Source organism: Microbacterium jepli, assembly GCF_047237905.1.
Lineage (GTDB): Bacteria > Actinomycetota > Actinomycetes > Actinomycetales > Microbacteriaceae > Microbacterium.
Genome location: NZ_JBDFLW010000005.1, coordinates 2,239,183 through 2,256,619 on the forward strand (window position 1 = coordinate 2,239,183; position 17,437 = coordinate 2,256,619).

Genomic DNA, 17,437 nt, shown 5'->3' on the forward strand with positions numbered 1-17,437 from the left:
CCCGGTCGGAGACCGGAGTGGTGCTGTCGCGGGACGGACTCGCCTCACCCTCGACCTGAGGGTGCAGGTTGCCGGGGCGCCGTATCGTGAGGGCATGCCGACTCCTGACTTCGTCCTGGCGCTGCGCGAGAAGATCGGCCACGAGCCCCTGTTCCTGGCGGGTGTCAGCGCGGTCGTCCTGCATGAGGGGCGGGTGCTGCTCGGCCGACGCAGCGACGACGGTGCGCTCACGCCGATCACGGGCATCATCGACCCGGGTGAGGAGCCCGCCGATGCGGCAGCCCGCGAGGCCCTCGAGGAGGCGGGCGTCGTCATCCGCGTCGACCGGCTCGTCTGGGTGCACCAGATCCCCCGCGTCACCTACGCCAACGGGGACCAGAGCGACTACCTCGACCTGACCTTCCGCTGCTCCTGGGTCTCCGGCGAGCCGTATCCCGTGGACGGCGAGATGACCGAGGTGGGCTGGTACGACCTCGACGCCCTCCCTCCGCTCGGTGACGAGATGGAGCGTCGGATCGCCCGCGCCGTCGCCGACGAGGAGTCGGCGCACTTCGAAGGCGGCCGCTGACCGCTCACCGCAGGTCGAGGCGCATCAGGACGCGGGGGAACTCGCCGCGGGTCGAATCCGTGTCGGCCGCCTTCGTGAATCCCGCGGCTTCGAACATGCGGCGCGTGCCCACGAAGGCCGAGATCGCGTCGACGCGCCGGTCGCCGGTGTCGACGGGATATCCCTCCAGCGCCGGCGCGCCCGACTCGCGTGCGAACGCGACCGCCCCGTCCAGGAGCGCGTGCGCGATCCCCTGCTTCCGGTGGCCGCCCCGCACCTTGAAGCACCACACACTCCACACCGGCAGGTCGTCGACGGTGGGGATGACGCGCCCGTGGGTGAAGGCGTGCAGCTCCGCGCGGGGCGCGACGCCGGCCCATCCCACCGGCATCTCGCCGTCGTAGGCCACGACGCCCGGTGCGGGTGTGCGCGCACAGAGCCCGGCCACGTACTCCGCCTGATCCTGGCCCGTCATCGCGCGCCGCTCGGGATACGGCAGGCGGTACGACAGGCACCAGCATGACTGCTTGGTGCGGTCCTTGGGGCTCAGCAGGGTCGCGACGTCGTCGAAGACGTCGGCGGGACGCACGTCGAAGGCCATGCGATCACTGTGCCCGAGGCATCCGACACCGACAAGGGCTGACGCACGCGGTCGTCATTCTCCGCGCAGCACCTCGAGCGCGTGCGCGAGGTCGGCGGGATACGGCGACTCGAACGCCACGCGCTCTCCACCGGACGGGTGTGCGAACGCCAGCCGATGCGCGTGCAGCCACTGCCGGGTCAGTCCGAGGCGCGCCGACATCGTCGGGTCGGCCCCGTACAGCGGATCACCCACGCACGGATGCCGGTGGGCGGCCATGTGCACGCGGATCTGGTGCGTGCGGCCCGTCTCGAGGTGGATCTCCAGCAGCGACGCTCCGGGGAACGCCTCGAGCGTCTCGTAGTGCGTGACGGAATCCTTGCCGTCGGGCGTCACCGCGAACTTCCACGAGGAGGACGGATGCCGTCCGATGGGCGCGTCGATGGTGCCCGAGAGCGGATCGGGGTGGCCCTGCACGACGGCGTGGTAGATCTTCTCCACCTCGCGCTCCTTGAAGGCGCGCTTGAGGACGGTGTACGCGTGCTCGGTCTTCGCCACCACCATGAGCCCGCTGGTCCCCACATCGAGGCGATGCACGACGCCCTGGCGTTCGGGGGCACCGGTGGTGGCCACACGCACGCCGCCCGCGGCCAGCGCGCCGAGGACCGTCGGACCCTCCCAGCCGACGGAGGGGTGCGCCGCGACACCGGAGGGCTTGTCGACCACGACGATGTCGTCGTCCTCGTAGACGATGCCGAGGTCGGGGACGGCGAGGGGGATGATCTCGGCCTGGCGGCGTGCCTCCCACTCGATGTCGAGCCAGCCGCCGCCGGTCACGCGATCGGATTTGCCCACCACGCGTCCGTCCAGTCGGACGCCACCCGCCTCCGCGACCTCCGCCGCGAAGGTGCGGGAGAAGCCGAGCATCTTGGCCAGGGCCGCATCGACGCGCGTGCCGTCGAGACCGTCGGGGACGGCGAGTGTGCGCCGGTCCACGTCAGTGCTCGGTGACGTCGGCGTCGACGTCGTCGTCCACGCGCTTCGGCTCGCGAGTGCCGTCGAGATGGCGTCCGGTGAACACCAGCAGCGCCACGCCGATCATCATCGTCACGATGAAGATGTCGGCCACGTTGTATATCGCGGGCATCATCCACGGGGTGCTGATGAAGTCCACGACGTGGCCGACGCCGAAGCCGGGCGCGCGCAGCAGCCGGTCGGCCAGGTTGCCGAGCACACCGCCGAGGAGGAGGCCGAGCAGAACCGCCCACACCCGCGACCGCACCCGCGTGATCGCGAGGAACACGATCACGACGGCGACCGCGGCCAGCGCGATCGAGAACACCCAGGTGACCTCCGAGCCGAGCGAGAACGCGGCACCGGAGTTGCGGATGAGATAGAACACCAGCACGTCGCCCAGGATCTTCACCGGCTCCTCCGGGGGAAGGCCGTCGATCGCGAGATGCTTCGTGAACTGGTCGGCGGCCAGCACGATCGCCGCGAGAACCGCGATGATCGTGCCGGCCGCCGCCTTGCCGAGGGGGGTCCGGCTCGTCAAAAGACCGCCTTACAGACCGATGGACGAGACCGGAGTGGCGCCCGAGGAGGTGTTGGTCGTCTCCAGGTCGCGGAGCTTGCCCTCCATCCAGCTGCGCAGCTGCGTGCGGTAGTCGCGCTCGAACTGGCGGAGCTCGGTGATGCGGGTCTCGAGGATCGCGCGCTCCTTGTCGAGGCGTGCGATCTCGTCGCGGCCCTTGGCCTCGGCGTCGGCCAGGATGCTGGCGGCCTGAGCCTGGGCGTCGGAGATGAGCTGGTCGCGCTTGGAGACACCTTCGGCGACATGCTCGTCGTGCAGGCGCTGCGCCAGCTCGATGATGCCGGCGCTGGCGGCGGCGGGAGGCGTGCCGTCCGAGCCGGTCGAGGCGGCCGGAGCGGGAGCGGACTCGATGACCGGAGCGGGCTCTTCGGATGCGGCGGGCACCGGTGCCGGCGTCTCCGTGCTCTCAGCGGCGGCCGGGGCATCGCCGGACTCGAGCGCGGCGAGCTTCGCCTTCAGCTCGTCGTTCTCCGCGATGGTCTTGCGCCACTCCACGACGATCTCGTCGAGGAAGTCGTCCACCTCGTCGGGGTCGAACCCCTCCTTGAACCGGACGTGCTGGAACTGCTTGGTGACGACGTCATCGGGGGTCAATGCCATTGTTGTTTCCTCTTTCGACAGTTCAGGTCGCAGGCCGACATCGGGGGGACCGACCGCGGAACGGCCACCGTATCAGGCCAGCATAGTAGGCGCCTCAGGCCCGTGCGAGGGAGCCCGTGATGCCCAGCAGCACGAAGCAGAGCAGCATCGTGAGCGCGAATGCGAAGTCGATCGCGATCGCTCCGACACGCAGCGGCGGGATGAATCGGCGCAGCGTGCGGATGGGCGGGTCGGTCACCGTGTAGACGACCTCGGCCGCCACGAGCCCGGCGCCGCGAGGGCGCCACTCCCGATTCAGCATCGGCATCCAGTCCAGGATCAGACGAACAAGGAGGACCAGGACGTAGATGAGGAGGAGCGCGTTGAGGATCGAGGCGATGAGGCCGAGGATGTTCACCCGTTAAGGCTACGGTGTCGCGAAGGCGACAGCCTCCGGATCCGCTTGGGCGACGCCGCCCTCGCCCGACACGGCGACGTTCTCGGGCGACAGCAGGAACACCTTGCTGGTCACCCGCTCGATGCGGCCGTAGAGGCCGAGCGACAGACCACTGGCGAAGTCGATGAGACGGCGGGCGTCGGCATCGCTCATCTGCGAGAGGTTGATGATGACGGGGATGCCGTCGCGGAAGTTCTCGGCGATGACCTGGGCGTCGCGGTACTGCTTGGGGTGGACGGTCAGGATCTCGCTGACCGCGGACGGCGCCGGCTGACGCACGACCGTGGGACGGTGGAGCGGAGTCACGGGAGCGACCTCTTTCACGGCCTGGGGCTTGCTGCGGTTCGCGGGCTGCGGAGCGGGCTCCTCATAGATCTCCTCCTCGTCGGCGAGACCCAGGTACACCATGGTCTTCTTGAGCGGGTTCGACATCGGATGCTCCGTTCGTTCGTCTGTTTCGAGGTTAGCCGCGGGGTGGCCGCGGGCCGGTGATTGCGGAACCGATCCGCAGGTGTGTCGCGCCGGCGGCGATCGCCTCCGCGAAATCCGCCGTCATGCCGGCGGAGATCCAGGTTGCGTCCGGCACCACGGAGCGCACGCGCCGGGAGTATCCGGCGAGTCGTTCGAAGGCATCGGCCGGGTCTTCATCGAGCGGTGCGACGGCCATGACGCCGCGCACCCGGAGGCTGCGGCATCCCGTCGCGTGCTCGGCGAGCCGCTCAAGATCGGCCGGAGCCACCCCTCCGCGGCCGGCGTCGTCCGTCAGGTTGACCTGGAGGAAGACGTCGAGCGGATCCGCGCCGTCATCGGGTGCCGCCGCATCGAGGGCGTCGACGATCCGCGCGCGGTCCACCGAGTGCACAGCGGATGCCGCGGCGCGGATGGCACGCGCCTTGTTGGCCTGCGCCTGTCCGACGAAATGCCAGCGGAGGCCGGCGTCGGGGAGCTCCGCGCGCTTCGCGCTGAGCTCCTGCTGACGGTTCTCGCCGACGTCGCGCACGCCGAGGCGCACGAGGTCTTCGACGAGGGACGTCGGGTGGAACTTGGTGACCACGATCCTGGTGATGTCGCGGGGGTCCCGGCCGGCCCGCCGGGCCGCGTCCGCGATGCGGGCGTCGACGTCGGCGAGCCGGTCGGGCAGGTCCGGGGTCACGCGTGCGACCTACTTCAGGAAGTCGGGGATGTCGAGGTCGTCGTCGCCGAAAGCCGAGTCGTACCCCGAGTCGGAGGCGGCGACCGAGACGGTCTCCTTCTCCGGCTTCTCGGCGACGTACTCGCGGGCGACCTCGGGCGCGGGGATCGCGGGCACGACGGGGGCCGTCAGCGGACGCGACGCCGTGACCGGGTCGAGACGGAGCGTCGGCTCGCCGCTGTCGAAGCCGGCGGCTATGACCGTGACGCGCACCTCGTCGCCGAGCGTGTCGTCGATGACCGTGCCGAAGATGATGTTGGCCTCGGGGTGCGCGGCCTCCTTCACCAGCTGCGCTGCGTCGTTGATCTCGAAGATGCCGAGGTTGGACCCGCCCTGGATCGACAGCAGCACGCCGTGCGCACCCTCGATCGACGCCTCGAGCAGCGGCGACTCGACCGCCAGCTCGGCCGCCTTGATCGCACGGTCCGCCCCCCGGGCGGAGCCGATGCCCATGAGCGCGGAGCCCGCACCCTGCATGACGGACTTCACGTCGGCGAAGTCGAGGTTGATGAGACCCGGCGTGGTGATGAGGTCGGTGATGCCCTGCACACCGGCGAGCAGCACCTGGTCGGCGGTGGCGAACGCCTCGATCATCGAGATACCGCGGTCGCTGATCTCCAGCAGACGGTCGTTCGGCACCACGATGAGGGTGTCGACCTCTTCCTTCAGCTTCGCCACACCGATCTCGGCCTGGCTCTGCCGGCGGCGCCCCTCGAAGGAGAACGGCTTGGTGACGACACCGATGGTCAGTGCTCCGATCGACTTGGCGATCTTCGCGACCACGGGTGCTCCGCCCGTGCCCGTGCCGCCGCCCTCGCCCGCGGTGACGAAGACCATGTCGGCACCGCGAAGGGCCTCCTCGATCTCCTCCGCGTGATCCTCGGCGGCACGACGGCCGACCTCCGGATCGGCGCCCGCGCCGAGGCCGCGCGTGAGTTCGCGCCCCACGTCGAGCTTGACGTCTGCGTCGCTCATCAGCAGCGCCTGCGCGTCGGTGTTCACCGCGATGAACTCGACCCCTCGCAGGCCGAGCTCGATCATGCGGTTGACGGCGTTCACGCCGCCGCCGCCCACGCCGACCACCTTGATGACGGCGAGGTAGTTCTGGTTCTGGCTCATGCCGGCCTCCGTGCCCTGGACCTGATAACCTTCAACCTCTAGTAGAGGTGTAAAGTATTGCTCGGTATGCAATTCCTGACTCGAAACTAGGTCGCCCCGCCGCACGGTCCCGCAGGCGCGCGGGCGTGTCGGCGATCTCGCGCCGAATCTTTTCGGCGGCCGCGTCCGCGGCCTTCTTCGCCGCTCCGGGCGGCGTGCGGAGAGGTGCGGACGCGCGCCTCGGTCAGCGGACGACGATCGCCTCGGGTGACGATATGTCGTACGACGACACCGACCCGATCGGGAACGCCGCCATGGCCTGCTGCAGCACGACGGCCTTACGGGCGGAGTCCGCCGTGCCGCCCCACACGACCTGCGCGCCCCGGGAACCGAGGGTGAGCGTGACGTCGTCGGCGGTCGTGGCGGCGACCGCCGTCACCTGTGAGCGGATGGTGTCGGGCAGCGCCCGCATGACCGTCGCCGCGGCCGTGAACGCCGACGACGAGAGCCCGCCCGTGATGTCGAGCACGGGCTGACCGGCGGGCGCGCTCGTCGAGGTCGAGAGCACGACGCCCGCGGCGTCGACGACGGTCCACCCGCCACGGGATCGGATGGCGCCGACCGGGGTGCGCTCGACGATGCGCACGACGAGGTCGTGCGGCGGACGTGCCTCGAGCGCGTAGCTCTCCACGAGCGGGAACGCGACGAGCGCCGCCTTCACGGCGCTTCCGTCCACCGAGGCGAGAGGCGTGCCGATCTCGCCCGCGAGCGCCTGCTCGACGGCGGCCGGGTCGAGCTGCGACGTTCCCACCACCTCGATCCGCTCGACGGCGAACAGCGGACTGTAGGCGGCTCCCACCGTCACTGCGACGAGCACGACGACGGATGCCGCGGCCGCCAGCCACGCGGCGCGCCGACGTCGGCGGCGCTGCGTGAAGCGGCGCATCTCGGCGCGAAGGGCCTTGCGTCGCGCGCGCGCCGCGCGCCACACGTCGCGCAGGCCGATGTCGTCGGCGGGTGCATCGGCCGTCGGGTCCGCCGGAGGCCGGGTCATCTGGGGAGAGGCATCCGCCGCGGAGCGGGCGCCCTGGCCCGTGGATGCGTCCTTCGCGACGAGCAGGAGCGGGACGGGTGGCGTCAGCTCCCGAGGGGCGGTGTCCGGGGCGCTCCGGCCCACGCGGGTCGTCACGTCATCCGGGCGCTCAGGCGCCGGAGTCGGGATCGGGGCGGGCCGACGCACGGGTCACTCCCCCGCGTCTGCGGTCGCGAGCGCCTCGAGCACCTGCGGGATGATCAGGTTCACATTGCCGCAGCCGAGGGTGATGACGTAGTCGCCCTCGCGCGCCACCGCGGCGGTGTAGCGCGCGGCCTCATCCCAGTCGGGGACGTAGTGCACGTGGCCGGGGTCGGCGAACGCGGAGCTGACGAGCTCACCCGTCACGCCGGGGATCGGGTCCTCGCGCGCGCCGTACACGTCGAGCACGACGGTGTGGTCGGCGTAGTGCTCCAGCACGCCGGCGAACTCGGACGCCATGAGCTGCGTGCGGGAGTAGGTGTGCGGCTGGTGCAGCGCGATGAGCCGGCCGTCGCCGACCACGGTGCGCGCCGCCGCCAGCGCGGCAGCCACCTCGGTCGGGTGGTGCGCGTAGTCGTCGAACACGCTGACCCCGCGGACGACGTCGTGCAGCTCGAAGCGCCGGGCGGTGCCGGCGAAGCCCTCGACCGCGCGCAGCGCGGGCTCGACGTCGTAGCCGAGGCTCACGAGCACCGCCACGGCCCCGGCGGCGTTGACCGCGTTGTGCGCACCGGGCACGGCCAGCTGCGCGGAGAAGGAGCGCCCTTCGTGCTCGAGCGCGAAGGACACGGGGCCGTCGGTGCGGATGTCCCGCAGACGCAGGGTCGCAGCATCCGATTCGCCGAAGGTGATGACGTTCGGATGCGTGAGCAGGGCCGTCACACGCTGCGCTCCGGGGTCGTCGGCCGAGATGACGACGGCCTCGCGCGCCTCGTTCGCGAATCGCGCGAAGGCCGCGACGAAGCTGTCCTCGCTGCCGTAATGGTCGAGGTGGTCGGGATCGACGTTGGTCACGAGCGCGATCGAGGTGTCGTACAGCAGGAACGTGCCGTCGGACTCGTCCGCCTCGATGACGAAGAGGGGGTCCGCTCCGGTGTCGCTGGAAGCTCCCAGTGACGTGATGACGCCGCCGTTGACGAAGCTCGGATCGGCGCCGAGCGCCTGCAGCGCCGTGACGATCATCCCGGTCGAGGTCGTCTTGCCGTGGGCACCGGCGACGGAGACCAGCCTCCGCCCGCCGATGAGCCAGTGCAGCGCCTGGGAACGGTGGATGACCGGCATCCCGCGTTCCTTCGCCAGCACGAACTCCGGGTTCTCGGGCCAGATGGCGCCGGTGTGGATCACCGTGTCGGCGTCGCCGAGGTTCGCGGCGTCATGGCCGACGTGCACCGTTGCGCCCAGAGCCTCGAGCCGGCGGAGGCCCGGGCTGTCGGCACGGTCGGATCCGGACACGCGGATGCCGCGGGCCAGGAACATGCGCGCGAGTCCGGACATGCCCGACCCGCCGATGCCGATGAAGTGGGCCGCCTCGATCCGCTCGGGGATCGGCAGGGTGAGGTCGGGTGTGATCATGACCCTCCGATCCTAGGTCGGCCTCCTGCGCCGGACCCCCCGGCGCGCCCGGGTCGTCGAGCCCGCCCGTTTGACACCCGGTCCGGGGGCGGCGACGATGGCGCCGTGCCCGACACCACCGACGTCCCCGGACTCCGCATCGACCCCGCCTCGTCGCTCCCGCCGTACGAGCAGGTGCGGACCGGCGTCGTCGACGCCATCGGCGCGGGCCGGCTCGTGGCCGGGGCGCGTCTGCCCGCCGTGCGCCGTCTCGCCGAGGAGCTGGGCGTCGCCCCCGGAACCGTCGCCCGCGCCTACAAGGAGCTGGAGGCGGCGGGCTTCGTGCAGACGCTCGGCCGCAACGGCACCGTCGTCTCACCGCAGGGCGACCCCGCGCGTCAGCGGGCGCAGCGCGCGGCGGCGGCCTTCGCCGCGGAGATGCGGTCGCTGCGCATCGGCGACGACGACGCGCGCGCCCTCGTGGATGCGGCGCTCCGGGGCGGCGCGACGGACCTCGGCAGAGCACGCGCGTGAGGTCCTGACTACCGCGCCGGTGCCAGCGCCAGGTCGATGAGAGCCACCACGTTCTCGGCGCCCGATCGCTCGCCGGCGGTGGCCGCGGCATCCGTCATCCGCTTCCGCGCCGCCGCATCGGCCAGCAGCGGGACGATCTCCGAGCGCACGCGGTCGCCCGTGAACTCCGCGTCGAGGATGACACGGGCCGCTCCCGCCTTCACCGCGGACCGCGCGTTGAGCGCCTGCTCGCCGTTGCCGACGGCGTACGGGACATAGACCGCCGGGATGCCGAGGGCGCTGATCTCGCTCACCGTGGCCGCCCCGGCTCGCGAGACGATGAGGTCCGCGAGCGCGTACGCGAGGTCCATGCGGTCGACGTACCGGCGCATCGCGTAGCCCTCCGCCTCCGGGTCGACGAGCTCGGAGCGCTCCCCCGTCACGTGGAGCAGCTGCCATCCGGCATCGCGCACGGCGCGCCACGCCTCGCCTCCCGCCACGGGCCCGAAGGCGGCGTTCAGGCGCGCCGCCCCGAGGGAGCCGCCGAACACGAGGAGCGTGGGCAGGTCGGCGCGCAGGCCGAAGTGCGCGGCGGCCTCCGCGCGAAGGGCGTCACGGTCGAGGTCAACCACCTCGCGGCGCAGCGGCATGCCCACGACCTGCGCACGTGCCAGCGGCGTGCCGTCGAAGGCCACCCCGACGGCGGCGGCCGTCCGCGCGCCGAGCACGTTCGCGAGACCCGGTTTCGCGTTGGCCTCGTGCACCACGACGGGCACCCGCGCCCGGCGGGCGGCGACGTACGCCGGCGCCGAAGCGTAGCCGCCGAAGCCGACGACGACGTCGACGCCGCGCGTGGCGATGTGGCCGCGCACCTGCCCGATGGCGCGTCGGAAGCGGGTGGGGAAGGCGGCGGCGGCGCGATCCGGGCGGCGCGGGAAGGGCACCTTGTCGACGAAGAGCAGTTCGTAGCCGCGCTCGGGCACGAGCCGGGCCTCGAGCCCCTCGCGCGTGCCCAGCACAAGGATCTCGGCCTCGGGCTCCCGCGCGCGGAGCGCGTCGGCGACGGCCAGGAGCGGGTTGACGTGACCGGCGGTTCCGCCGCCGGCGAGCAGGTACGTGCGGGTCGTGTCGGAAGAACTCACCCGGAGATCTTCGCACGCGGCACGCGCGCGGCCGTCGGCGCTCGCAGCTCCCGGGCCCCGGTCTTCGCCGGGAGCGAGCGCGCGAACGACAGCAGCACCCCGGAGGCCAGCAGCACCGACAGCAGCGACGTGCCTCCCTGCGACATGAACGGCAGGGGGACGCCGAGCACGGGGAACAGCCGCAGCACCACGCCGATGTTGATGAGGGCCTGGCCGACGATCCACATCGTGATGCCGCCCGAGACGATGCGCACGAACGGGTCGTCGGTCTTGCGGATGACGTGGAAGGCCCCGATCGCGAAGAGGGCGAAGAGCGCGAGCACCACGGCACATCCGATCAGCCCCAGCTCCTCCCCCACGATGGCGAAGATGTAGTCGTTCGCGGCGGCCGGGAGCCAGTCGTACTTCTCCTTGGAGTTGCCGAGACCCAGGCCGAAGACGCCGCCGTTGGCGAGACCCCAGATGCCGTGCAGCGGCTGATAGCAGTCGTTGAAGTAGTCGTCGAGGCAGTTCGGGTTGAGGAAGCTGAGGATCCGGCGCATGCGGTCGGGGCTGTTGACGGCGAAGAGGAACGCGCCGAATCCCGCCGCGATCAGCGGAAGGATGAAGATCCGGAGCTTGACGCCCGAGAAGAACAGCGCGCCGAGCACGACGATGGCGAGGATCATGGCCGTGCCCATGTCGTGGCCGGCCATGACCGTGGCGATGACGAGCACCGAGACGGGCACCAGCGGGATGAACACGTGGCGCCACAGTCCGAGCAGCGTGCGCTTGCGGAAGAGGACGTAGCCGATCCACAGCGCGAGGGTGATCTTGAGGAACTCGGCAGGCTGGAACTGCAGGCCGGCGATCTGCACCCAGTTGCGGTTTCCGTTGGCCTCGACGCCGAGCCCGGGCACGAACACCAGCATCTGGAACGCCGTCGCGCCGATGAGCGAGGGCCAGGCGATGCGCTTCCAGAAGGCGATCGGCAGCCGACTCGCGATGAACATCAGCGGGATGCCGATGACGGCGAAGACCGCCTGCTTGATGACGGCCTCGTACGGCGGCTGTCCGGCGGCGGTCGCTGTGGCCGTGGTCGCCGACAGGACCATCACCAGCCCGAACCCCGTCAGCAGCAGCGCCGTGGAGGCGATGAGGAGGAACTCGCTCGGCACCGGAGCGAACACGCGGCCGAGCGAGACCCGAGCGGCGAGACCGCCGCGCGCCGGGGCCTCAGGTGGGAGAGCCGGGGGTCGAGTCCGGGTCTGCGTCGTGCCGGCCATCGGCTGCCCTCTCGATCCACTGCTTCACCGCGTCGGCGAATCGCCGTCCGCGGTCGGCGTAGGACGAGAACTGATCGAAGGATGCCGCGGCGGGGGCCAGCAGGACGACATCCCCGTCACGGGCGATTCCGGCAGCCAGTTCGACGGCCCGCGCCATGATGCTCCCAGTCTCGACGCCGTCCACCTCGAAGACCGGCACCGAGGGCGCGTGTCGCGCGAACGCTGCCAGCACCTCGGCGCGATCGGCGCCGAGGACGACGGCCGCCTTCGCCCGCGCTCCGCGTCCGGCGACGAGATCAGCGATGTCGACGCCCTTCAGCAGACCGCCCACGAGCCACACGGCGCCCGGGTAGGCGGCAAGCGACGACGCCGCGGCGTGCGGATTCGTCGCCTTCGAGTCGTCGACCCACGTGACGCCGTCGGCGACGGCGACGATCTCGATGCGGTGCGGGTCGAGCCGGAAATCGTCCAGCGCGGCGCGGATCGCCGCCGGGCTGACGCCCACGGCCCGGGCGAGCGCGCTCGCGGCGAGCACGTTGGCCACGATGTGCGGAGCGCCGAGCCCGTGGGCGGCGAGGTCCTCTACCGTGGTCAGCTCGAGGGCGCTCGTGCGGCGCTCCTCCAGGAAGGCGCGGTCCACGAGGATCCCGTCGACGACCCCCAGATCGCTCGGTCCGGGGATGCCGAGGTCGAACCCGACGGCGCGGGCGCCCTCGATCACCTCGGCGTCCTCCACCATCATCCGCGTGGCGGCGTCGGCCTTGTTGTAGACGCAGGCGATGCGGGTGTTCGTGTAGACGCCGGCCTTGGCATCCCGGTACGCCTCGAACGATCCGTGCCACTCCAGGTGGTCGTCGGCGAGGTTGAGGCAGACGCTGGCCTCGGGAGACAGCGGCTCGGGCCCGGTCTGCAGCGACAGATACCAGAGCTGGTGGCTCGACAGCTCCACCACGAGCACGTCGAACCCCTGCGGGTCGCGGACGGCGTCGAGCACGGGCACCCCGATGTTGCCGACGGGCGCCGCGCGCAGGCCGGCCGCGACCATCATCGAGGCCGCCAGGCGCGTCGTGGTGGTCTTGCCGTTCGTGCCGGTGATGAGCACCCACGGCGCGGTGGAGCGGTCGTCGCGCACGACCTTGTCGCGCACGCGCCAGGCCAGCTCGATGTCGCCCCAGAGGGCGATGCCTGCGGCGCGCGTCCATTCGATGAGCGGATGCTGCGGCGAGAACCCCGGGGAGGCCACGACGACCTCGGGGGCGAAGGCGCGCAGCTCGTGGGGCACGCTGTCGAGCGGACCCGTCCACAGGCGCGCGCCGATGACCGGCAGGAGGCTCGCGTACTCCTCGGACGCGGACTCCGAGACCACGAGCACGTCGGCGCCGAGCTCGGTGAGCGTGTCGGCGACCGAGAACCCGGTGACCGAGAGACCGAGGACGGCGACGCGCAGTCCGGCCCAGTCCGCGTGCCAGCTGGTCAGGCCGTCCAGGCGGCTCGCATCGGATGCCGGAGTGCTCATGTGCGCGCGAGCCATTCGACGTAGAACAGGCCGACACCGGTGACCGCCAGCATCCCGGCGATGATCCACATGCGCACGACGATCGTGATCTCCAGCCACCCCCGCATCTCGAGGTGATGGTGGAACGGGCTCATGAGGAAGAGCCTCTTGCCGCGCGTGAGGCGGAAGTAGGTGCGCTGCAGCACCACCGAGCCGGGGCCGATGATGTAGACGCCGGCGACCAGCACGCCGAGCAGCTCGGTGTGGGTGAGGATCGACATCGACGCGATGACGCCGCCGATCGCCATCGAGCCCACGTCGCCCATGAAGACCTTCGCCTTCGGCGCGTTCCACCAGAGGAACCCGACCAGCGAGGCGGAGAAGGCTGCCGCGACGATCGCGAGGTCGAACGGGTCGCGGACGGCGTAGCAGGCCTGGAGCGTCGTGTTCGTGCGCTCGCCGGTGCAGACCTGGTTGAACTGCCAGAAGGCGATGAGGCTGTAGGCGCCGGTGACGAAGATGCCCGCCCCCGCGGCCAGCCCGTCGAGACCGTCGGTGACATTCGTGCTGTTGGACCAGGCCACGCCGATGAACGACACCCACGCGAGGTAGAGCAGCCAGCCGAGGATCGGGCCGAGCGCCATGAGCGACAGCACCGAGATGTCGCGGAAGAGCGAGATGTACGGCGATGCGGGCGTATAGCCCATCATGTTGGGGAAGTTCAGCGCCACCACCGCGAACGGGATCGTGACGATCACCTGCCCGACCACCTTGGGCCAGCCCGACAGGCCGAGGCTGCGCTGCCGGTGGACCTTCATGAAGTCGTCGATGAAGCCGACCGTGCCGAAGCCGACCATCATCCACACGACCAGCCATCCGGAGATGGTCGGCGGATTGTTGCCGGTGAAGCTGCCGACGAGATAGCCCACCAGGGTTCCCGCGATGAAGATGGTGCCGCCCATGGTGGGCGTTCCGCGCTTCTCCCCGTGCGAGGGGTTGCGGATGTCCTCCGGCGTCCGGATCACCTGACCCCAGCCCCACGTGCGGAAGAGCCGCACGAAGACCGGAGTGAGGAAGAGGGTGAAGGCCAGGGAGATCGCTGCTGCCGTCAGAAGTGATCTCACGAGAAGAATTCTCCCAGACGATCTCCGAGGAAGCGGAGTCCCGCGGAGTTGGACGACTTCACCAGCACGCGGTCCCCGTCCCGGAGCTCGCCCGTCAGGTAGTCGTACGCCTCGTCGGCGTCGGCGAAGAAGACGGCCTCGCCGTCCCACGAGCCCTGGCTGATGGCCTCGAGGAACATCCGGCGCGCGGCGGCGCCGACGACCACGATGCGCTGGATGCCCAGGCGCACCGCGAGCAGGCCGACCCGATCGTGCTCCTCGCCGTCCCACTCGCCGAGCTCGCTCATCGCGCCGAGCACCGCGACGGTGCGCTCGTGGGGGCCGGTGATCTGCGCGAGGGTGCGCAGGGCCGCGGACATCGAGTCGGGGCTGGCGTTGTAGGCGTCGTTGATGATGCGCACGCGCTCGGAGCCCAGGGGCTCCATACGCCAGCGCTCCGCCAGCGGCAGCTGCTCGAGCCGGGCGACGGCCGCGTCGGGGGCGACGCCGAGCACGGTGGCCGTGGCCAGTGCTGCCAGCGCGTTCATCACGTGGTGCTCGCCGAGCACGCGCAGGTGCAGCGCGTGCGGCACGCCGTCGATGACGACCGTGCAGCGGGTGCCGTCGGCGGTGACCTCGACGTCGTCGGCGCGGACGTCGGCGGAGGGGCCGCGCCCGAACCACCGGACGGACATGCCGCGCTCGGCGGCGATGGAGGCCATGCCCGCGACACGCGGGTCGTCGGCGTTGAGCACCGCCGTGCCGCCGCGGCGCGTCGCCTCGACGAGCTCGGACTTCGCCTTGCGCGTCGCGTCGATGCCGCCGAAGCCGCCGGCGTGCGCCATGCCCACCATCAGCACGACGCCGATGTCGGGCTCGACGAGGCCGGCGAGGTGCGCGATCGCCCCCGGGGCGCTGGCGCCGAACTCGCTGACGAGGAAGCGGGTGCCGTCGCCGACGCGCAGCATCGTGAGCGGGGCGCCGACCTCGTTGTTGAAGGAGGCGCGCGGTGCGACCGTCTCCCCTTCTTCGAGAAGGATGCGGGCGAGCATGTTCTTGGTCGTCGTCTTGCCGTTGGAGCCGGTGATGCCGACGATGCGGAGGTCGCCGTGCGCGCGCACGCGCGCCACGACCACACGGGCGAGGTCGGCGAGGGCGGTCACGACGTCGGGGACGACGATCTGGGAGACGGATGCTTCGGCCACCACCCGCTCGACGATGGCCGCGGCCGCGCCGGCGTCGGCCGCGACCGGCACGAAGAGGTGGCCGTCGGTGGTCTCGCCGGGCTTGGCGACGAAGAGATCGCCGGGGCCGATGTTGCGGGAGTCGGTGTCGACCGTGCCGCGGACGACCGTGTCGGGCGTGTCCGCTCCGCCGAGGTGGAGCTCTCCGCCGATGGCGGAGGCGAGTTCAGTGAGTGTGAGGGCGATCATGGGTTCTCCGGCCGCGCGTGGCGGGGCTCACCCGAACGCGGGGAGCTGGGGACCCTCCGACGTCGCCGGCATCACGCGATAGGTCTTCACGACCTGCGTGATCGCCTTCTGGAACGCGGAGGCGTTGGCCGTAGACGACCTTACAACAGTGGGCTCATCGAGGGTGACGGCGACGAGGTACTGCGGGTCGTCGGCGGGGACGAAGCCGATCATGGTCGTGAAGTAGAGCCCCGCCTTGTAGCCGCCCTTGCCGTCGGACTTCTCACCCGTGCCGGTCTTGACCGCGATGCGGTAGCCGGGCACGCCGATCTCCTGGCCGTAGTTGGCCTGGGTGGCGACGTTCTCGAGCATCTCGCGCATCTGCTTCGAGCTCTCGGGGCTGATGACCTGCACGGGGTCGGGCAGGTCGGGGGTGACGACCGTGCCGTCGGGCTTGGTGCACGACTCGACCAGCGACAGCGGCATGCGCTTGCCGTCGTTCGCGATGGCGCCGTACGCGCCCAGCAGCTCGGGGACGGTCGTGGTCACAGCCTGCCCGAAGGTGGTGTTGTACGCGGTCTGCGCGCCCCACTCGTCGGCCGGGTAGAGCGTGCCGGTGGCCTGCCCCTCGTAGTCGACGGCGCTGCCCTCGCCGATGCCGAAGTTCTTCAGGTAGTCGTAGCGGGCCTGCGTGGACATCCGCTCGCTGAAGGTCGAGATACCCACGTTCGAGGAGTCGATGAGCACGCCGGTCAGCGTGTAGTTCAGGTCGGCGTGCGCGTGGCCGTCGCGGACGCGGGCGCCGTTGGCGAAGGTCACCTGATCGGGCGCCATCACCGTGGAGGTCGGCGTCTGCCCGGCGCCGTCTACGAGGGCTGCGGCCGTGAGCGACTTGAAGGTGGACCCGGGCTCGAATGTGTCGGTGAAGATGTGGCTGTAGCGGTCGGCGGGGGCGGACGCGGACACGTTGTTCGGGTCCATCGCCGGCCATTCCGCGGCGGCGCGGATCTTACCGGTCTTCACCTCGACGACGGTGATGGTCGCCCGCTGGGCCCCCATGTCCTGGCCCTGCTCGGCGGCGAGCTGCTGCAGGTACCAGTTGAGGTCCTTGTTGATGGTCAGCTGGAGAGTGCCGCCGTCAACCGCGGGATCCGTGACCTCCGTGCCGGGGATGACGACGCCGTCCTTGCCCTGCTGGAACTTCTGCACGCCGTCGGAGGCCGCGAGGCAGGCATCCTGCGTCTTCTCGATGCCGCCGAGCGCTTCTCCGTCCGACCCCATGAAGCCCACGAGGTTGCCCGCCACCGCGCCGTCGGGGTAGGTGCGGGCGGGATGCGGCGTGAAGTAGATGAACGGCAGCTTCAGGTCGACGAGCTGGCGGTACATCTCGGTGGAGATGCCCTTCTTGAGCGACGCGTACTGCGAGTCGGGGTTGGCCGCCAGCGCGTCCTCGACGATCGCGGTGACCTCCTCCGCGGTCTGACCAGTCACGGAGGCGATCTTGGCGGCGGTGTCGGCGACGGGCACGGTGACCTTGGTGCCGCTCGCATCCGTGCGCTCGAAGTTCTTGACGTTCAGGGGGCTCAGCTGCGCGTCGTAGAGCAGGATGCTGCCGGCGAGCTCCTGGCCGGACTCGTCGACGATCTCGCCCCGCGTGCCGTACAGGGTGTGGGAGTTCCCGAGGCCGAGGGCGATCGAGTCCTCGACGTGCTCGTCGGCGTTGACGACCTGGATGTCGACCAGCCGCACGATGAAGGCGACGAGGACGACCAGGACGATGAAGAGGGCGGTGACGGTGCGGCGGCGCGGGCTGCGTGTGGCTCGGGTCGTCATG

At 70.9% G+C, this 17,437-nt stretch carries 18 protein-coding genes; 2 read left to right on the forward strand and 16 right to left on the reverse strand.

Going from position 1 to position 17,437, the window contains the following annotated elements; all coding sequences use genetic code 11:
• The first annotated feature begins 94 nt into the window (after positions 1-94).
• Positions 95-568, forward strand: coding sequence for an NUDIX hydrolase (locus ABC304_RS14860; protein ID WP_412931785.1), 474 nt, complete (start codon positions 95-97; stop codon positions 566-568).
• A 4-nt stretch (positions 569-572) separates the two neighbouring features.
• On the opposite strand, the gene ABC304_RS14865 is transcribed toward ABC304_RS14860, so the two are convergent.
• The 10 genes from ABC304_RS14865 to murC all read right to left on the reverse strand — a co-directional run bounded on the left by ABC304_RS14865 (position 573) and on the right by murC (position 8,694).
• Positions 573-1,148, reverse strand: a complete 576-nt coding sequence (locus tag ABC304_RS14865; RefSeq protein ID WP_412931786.1) for a GNAT family N-acetyltransferase — start codon at positions 1,146-1,148, stop codon at positions 573-575.
• Between the two features lie 54 nt (positions 1,149-1,202).
• Complete coding sequence (locus tag ABC304_RS14870) at positions 1,203-2,123, reverse strand: RluA family pseudouridine synthase (protein ID WP_412931788.1); 921 nt, start codon at positions 2,121-2,123, stop codon at positions 1,203-1,205.
• A gap of 1 nt (position 2,124) precedes the next feature.
• Positions 2,125-2,682: a signal peptidase II gene (locus ABC304_RS14875; RefSeq protein WP_412931790.1), complete on the reverse strand. Its 558-nt coding sequence runs from the start codon at positions 2,680-2,682 to the stop codon at positions 2,125-2,127.
• A 9-nt stretch (positions 2,683-2,691) separates the two neighbouring features.
• Positions 2,692-3,321, reverse strand: coding sequence for a DivIVA domain-containing protein (locus tag ABC304_RS14880; RefSeq protein WP_412931792.1), 630 nt, complete (start codon positions 3,319-3,321; stop codon positions 2,692-2,694).
• Positions 3,322-3,415: 94 nt separating this feature from the next.
• Entirely contained in the window at positions 3,416-3,718 is a 303-nt protein-coding gene (locus tag ABC304_RS14885; protein ID WP_127095252.1) for a YggT family protein, read from the reverse strand.
• A 9-nt stretch (positions 3,719-3,727) separates the two neighbouring features.
• The gene (locus ABC304_RS14890; protein ID WP_412931794.1) at positions 3,728-4,189 is read right to left on the reverse strand and encodes a cell division protein SepF; all 462 of its coding nucleotides are present in this window, start codon (positions 4,187-4,189) and stop codon (positions 3,728-3,730) included.
• 31 nt (positions 4,190-4,220) lie between these two features.
• Entirely contained in the window at positions 4,221-4,910 is a 690-nt protein-coding gene (locus tag ABC304_RS14895) for a YggS family pyridoxal phosphate-dependent enzyme (RefSeq protein WP_412931797.1), read from the reverse strand.
• A gap of 9 nt (positions 4,911-4,919) precedes the next feature.
• Positions 4,920-6,068 carry a cell division protein FtsZ gene (ftsZ, locus tag ABC304_RS14900; protein ID WP_127095249.1) on the reverse strand — a complete coding sequence of 383 codons (1,149 nt, stop codon included), beginning with the start codon at positions 6,066-6,068 and terminating at the stop codon, positions 4,920-4,922.
• A gap of 223 nt (positions 6,069-6,291) precedes the next feature.
• A complete protein-coding gene (locus ABC304_RS14905; protein ID WP_412931799.1) occupies positions 6,292-7,236 on the reverse strand; it encodes a cell division protein FtsQ/DivIB in 945 nt (314 codons plus the stop codon).
• A 54-nt stretch (positions 7,237-7,290) separates the two neighbouring features.
• Entirely contained in the window at positions 7,291-8,694 is a 1,404-nt protein-coding gene (gene murC / locus ABC304_RS14910; protein WP_412931801.1) for a UDP-N-acetylmuramate--L-alanine ligase, read from the reverse strand.
• Between the two features lie 105 nt (positions 8,695-8,799).
• Here murC and ABC304_RS14915 point away from each other — a divergent pair, with 105 nt between their 5' ends.
• Positions 8,800-9,207 carry a GntR family transcriptional regulator gene (locus ABC304_RS14915; protein WP_412931803.1) on the forward strand — a complete coding sequence of 136 codons (408 nt, stop codon included), beginning with the start codon at positions 8,800-8,802 and terminating at the stop codon, positions 9,205-9,207.
• An 8-nt stretch (positions 9,208-9,215) separates the two neighbouring features.
• Here ABC304_RS14915 and ABC304_RS14920 read toward each other — a convergent pair whose 3' ends face one another.
• Genes ABC304_RS14920 through ABC304_RS14945 form a run of 6 tightly spaced genes read right to left on the reverse strand, consistent with a single transcriptional unit; the run spans position 9,216 to position 17,436 of the window.
• A complete protein-coding gene (locus ABC304_RS14920) occupies positions 9,216-10,328 on the reverse strand; it encodes a UDP-N-acetylglucosamine--N-acetylmuramyl-(pentapeptide) pyrophosphoryl-undecaprenol N-acetylglucosamine transferase (protein WP_412931804.1) in 1,113 nt (370 codons plus the stop codon).
• The gene (ftsW, locus tag ABC304_RS14925; RefSeq protein ID WP_412931805.1) at positions 10,325-11,593 is read right to left on the reverse strand and encodes a putative lipid II flippase FtsW; all 1,269 of its coding nucleotides are present in this window, start codon (positions 11,591-11,593) and stop codon (positions 10,325-10,327) included. The genes ABC304_RS14920 and ftsW overlap by 4 nt, the downstream gene beginning before the upstream one ends.
• Positions 11,544-13,109, reverse strand: coding sequence for a UDP-N-acetylmuramoyl-L-alanine--D-glutamate ligase (gene murD, locus ABC304_RS14930; RefSeq protein ID WP_412931807.1), 1,566 nt, complete (start codon positions 13,107-13,109; stop codon positions 11,544-11,546). Before murD ends, ftsW begins: the two co-directional genes overlap by 50 nt.
• Positions 13,106-14,212, reverse strand: a complete 1,107-nt coding sequence (gene mraY, locus ABC304_RS14935; RefSeq protein WP_412931808.1) for a phospho-N-acetylmuramoyl-pentapeptide-transferase — start codon at positions 14,210-14,212, stop codon at positions 13,106-13,108. The genes murD and mraY overlap by 4 nt, the downstream gene beginning before the upstream one ends.
• Positions 14,209-15,624, reverse strand: a complete 1,416-nt coding sequence (locus ABC304_RS14940; RefSeq protein ID WP_412931810.1) for a UDP-N-acetylmuramoyl-tripeptide--D-alanyl-D-alanine ligase — start codon at positions 15,622-15,624, stop codon at positions 14,209-14,211. The genes mraY and ABC304_RS14940 overlap by 4 nt, the downstream gene beginning before the upstream one ends.
• A gap of 27 nt (positions 15,625-15,651) precedes the next feature.
• On the reverse strand, positions 15,652-17,436 hold the full coding sequence (locus ABC304_RS14945; protein ID WP_412931813.1) for a peptidoglycan D,D-transpeptidase FtsI family protein: 1,785 nt from the start codon (positions 17,434-17,436) through the stop codon (positions 15,652-15,654).
• Position 17,437 lies beyond the last annotated feature (1 nt).

What these genes read in the sequence shown, in the direction of transcription:
- ABC304_RS14860 (WP_412931785.1), top strand. Translation starts at nt 95, where the DNA reads ATGCCGACTCCTGACTTCGTCCTGGCGCTGCGCGAGAAGATCGGCCAC.
- ABC304_RS14865 (WP_412931786.1), bottom strand. Translation starts at nt 1,148, where the DNA reads ATGGCCTTCGACGTGCGTCCCGCCGACGTCTTCGACGACGTCGCGACC.
- ABC304_RS14880 (WP_412931792.1), bottom strand. Translation starts at nt 3,321, where the DNA reads ATGGCATTGACCCCCGATGACGTCGTCACCAAGCAGTTCCAGCACGTC.
- ABC304_RS14890 (WP_412931794.1), bottom strand. Translation starts at nt 4,189, where the DNA reads ATGTCGAACCCGCTCAAGAAGACCATGGTGTACCTGGGTCTCGCCGAC.
- ftsZ (WP_127095249.1), bottom strand. Translation starts at nt 6,068, where the DNA reads ATGAGCCAGAACCAGAACTACCTCGCCGTCATCAAGGTGGTCGGCGTG.
- murC (WP_412931801.1), bottom strand. Translation starts at nt 8,694, where the DNA reads ATGATCACACCCGACCTCACCCTGCCGATCCCCGAGCGGATCGAGGCG.
- ftsW (WP_412931805.1), bottom strand. Translation starts at nt 11,593, where the DNA reads ATGGCCGGCACGACGCAGACCCGGACTCGACCCCCGGCTCTCCCACCT.
- murD (WP_412931807.1), bottom strand. Translation starts at nt 13,109, where the DNA reads ATGAGCACTCCGGCATCCGATGCGAGCCGCCTGGACGGCCTGACCAGC.
- ABC304_RS14940 (WP_412931810.1), bottom strand. Translation starts at nt 15,624, where the DNA reads ATGATCGCCCTCACACTCACTGAACTCGCCTCCGCCATCGGCGGAGAG.
- ABC304_RS14945 (WP_412931813.1), bottom strand. Translation starts at nt 17,436, where the DNA reads ATGACGACCCGAGCCACACGCAGCCCGCGCCGCCGCACCGTCACCGCC.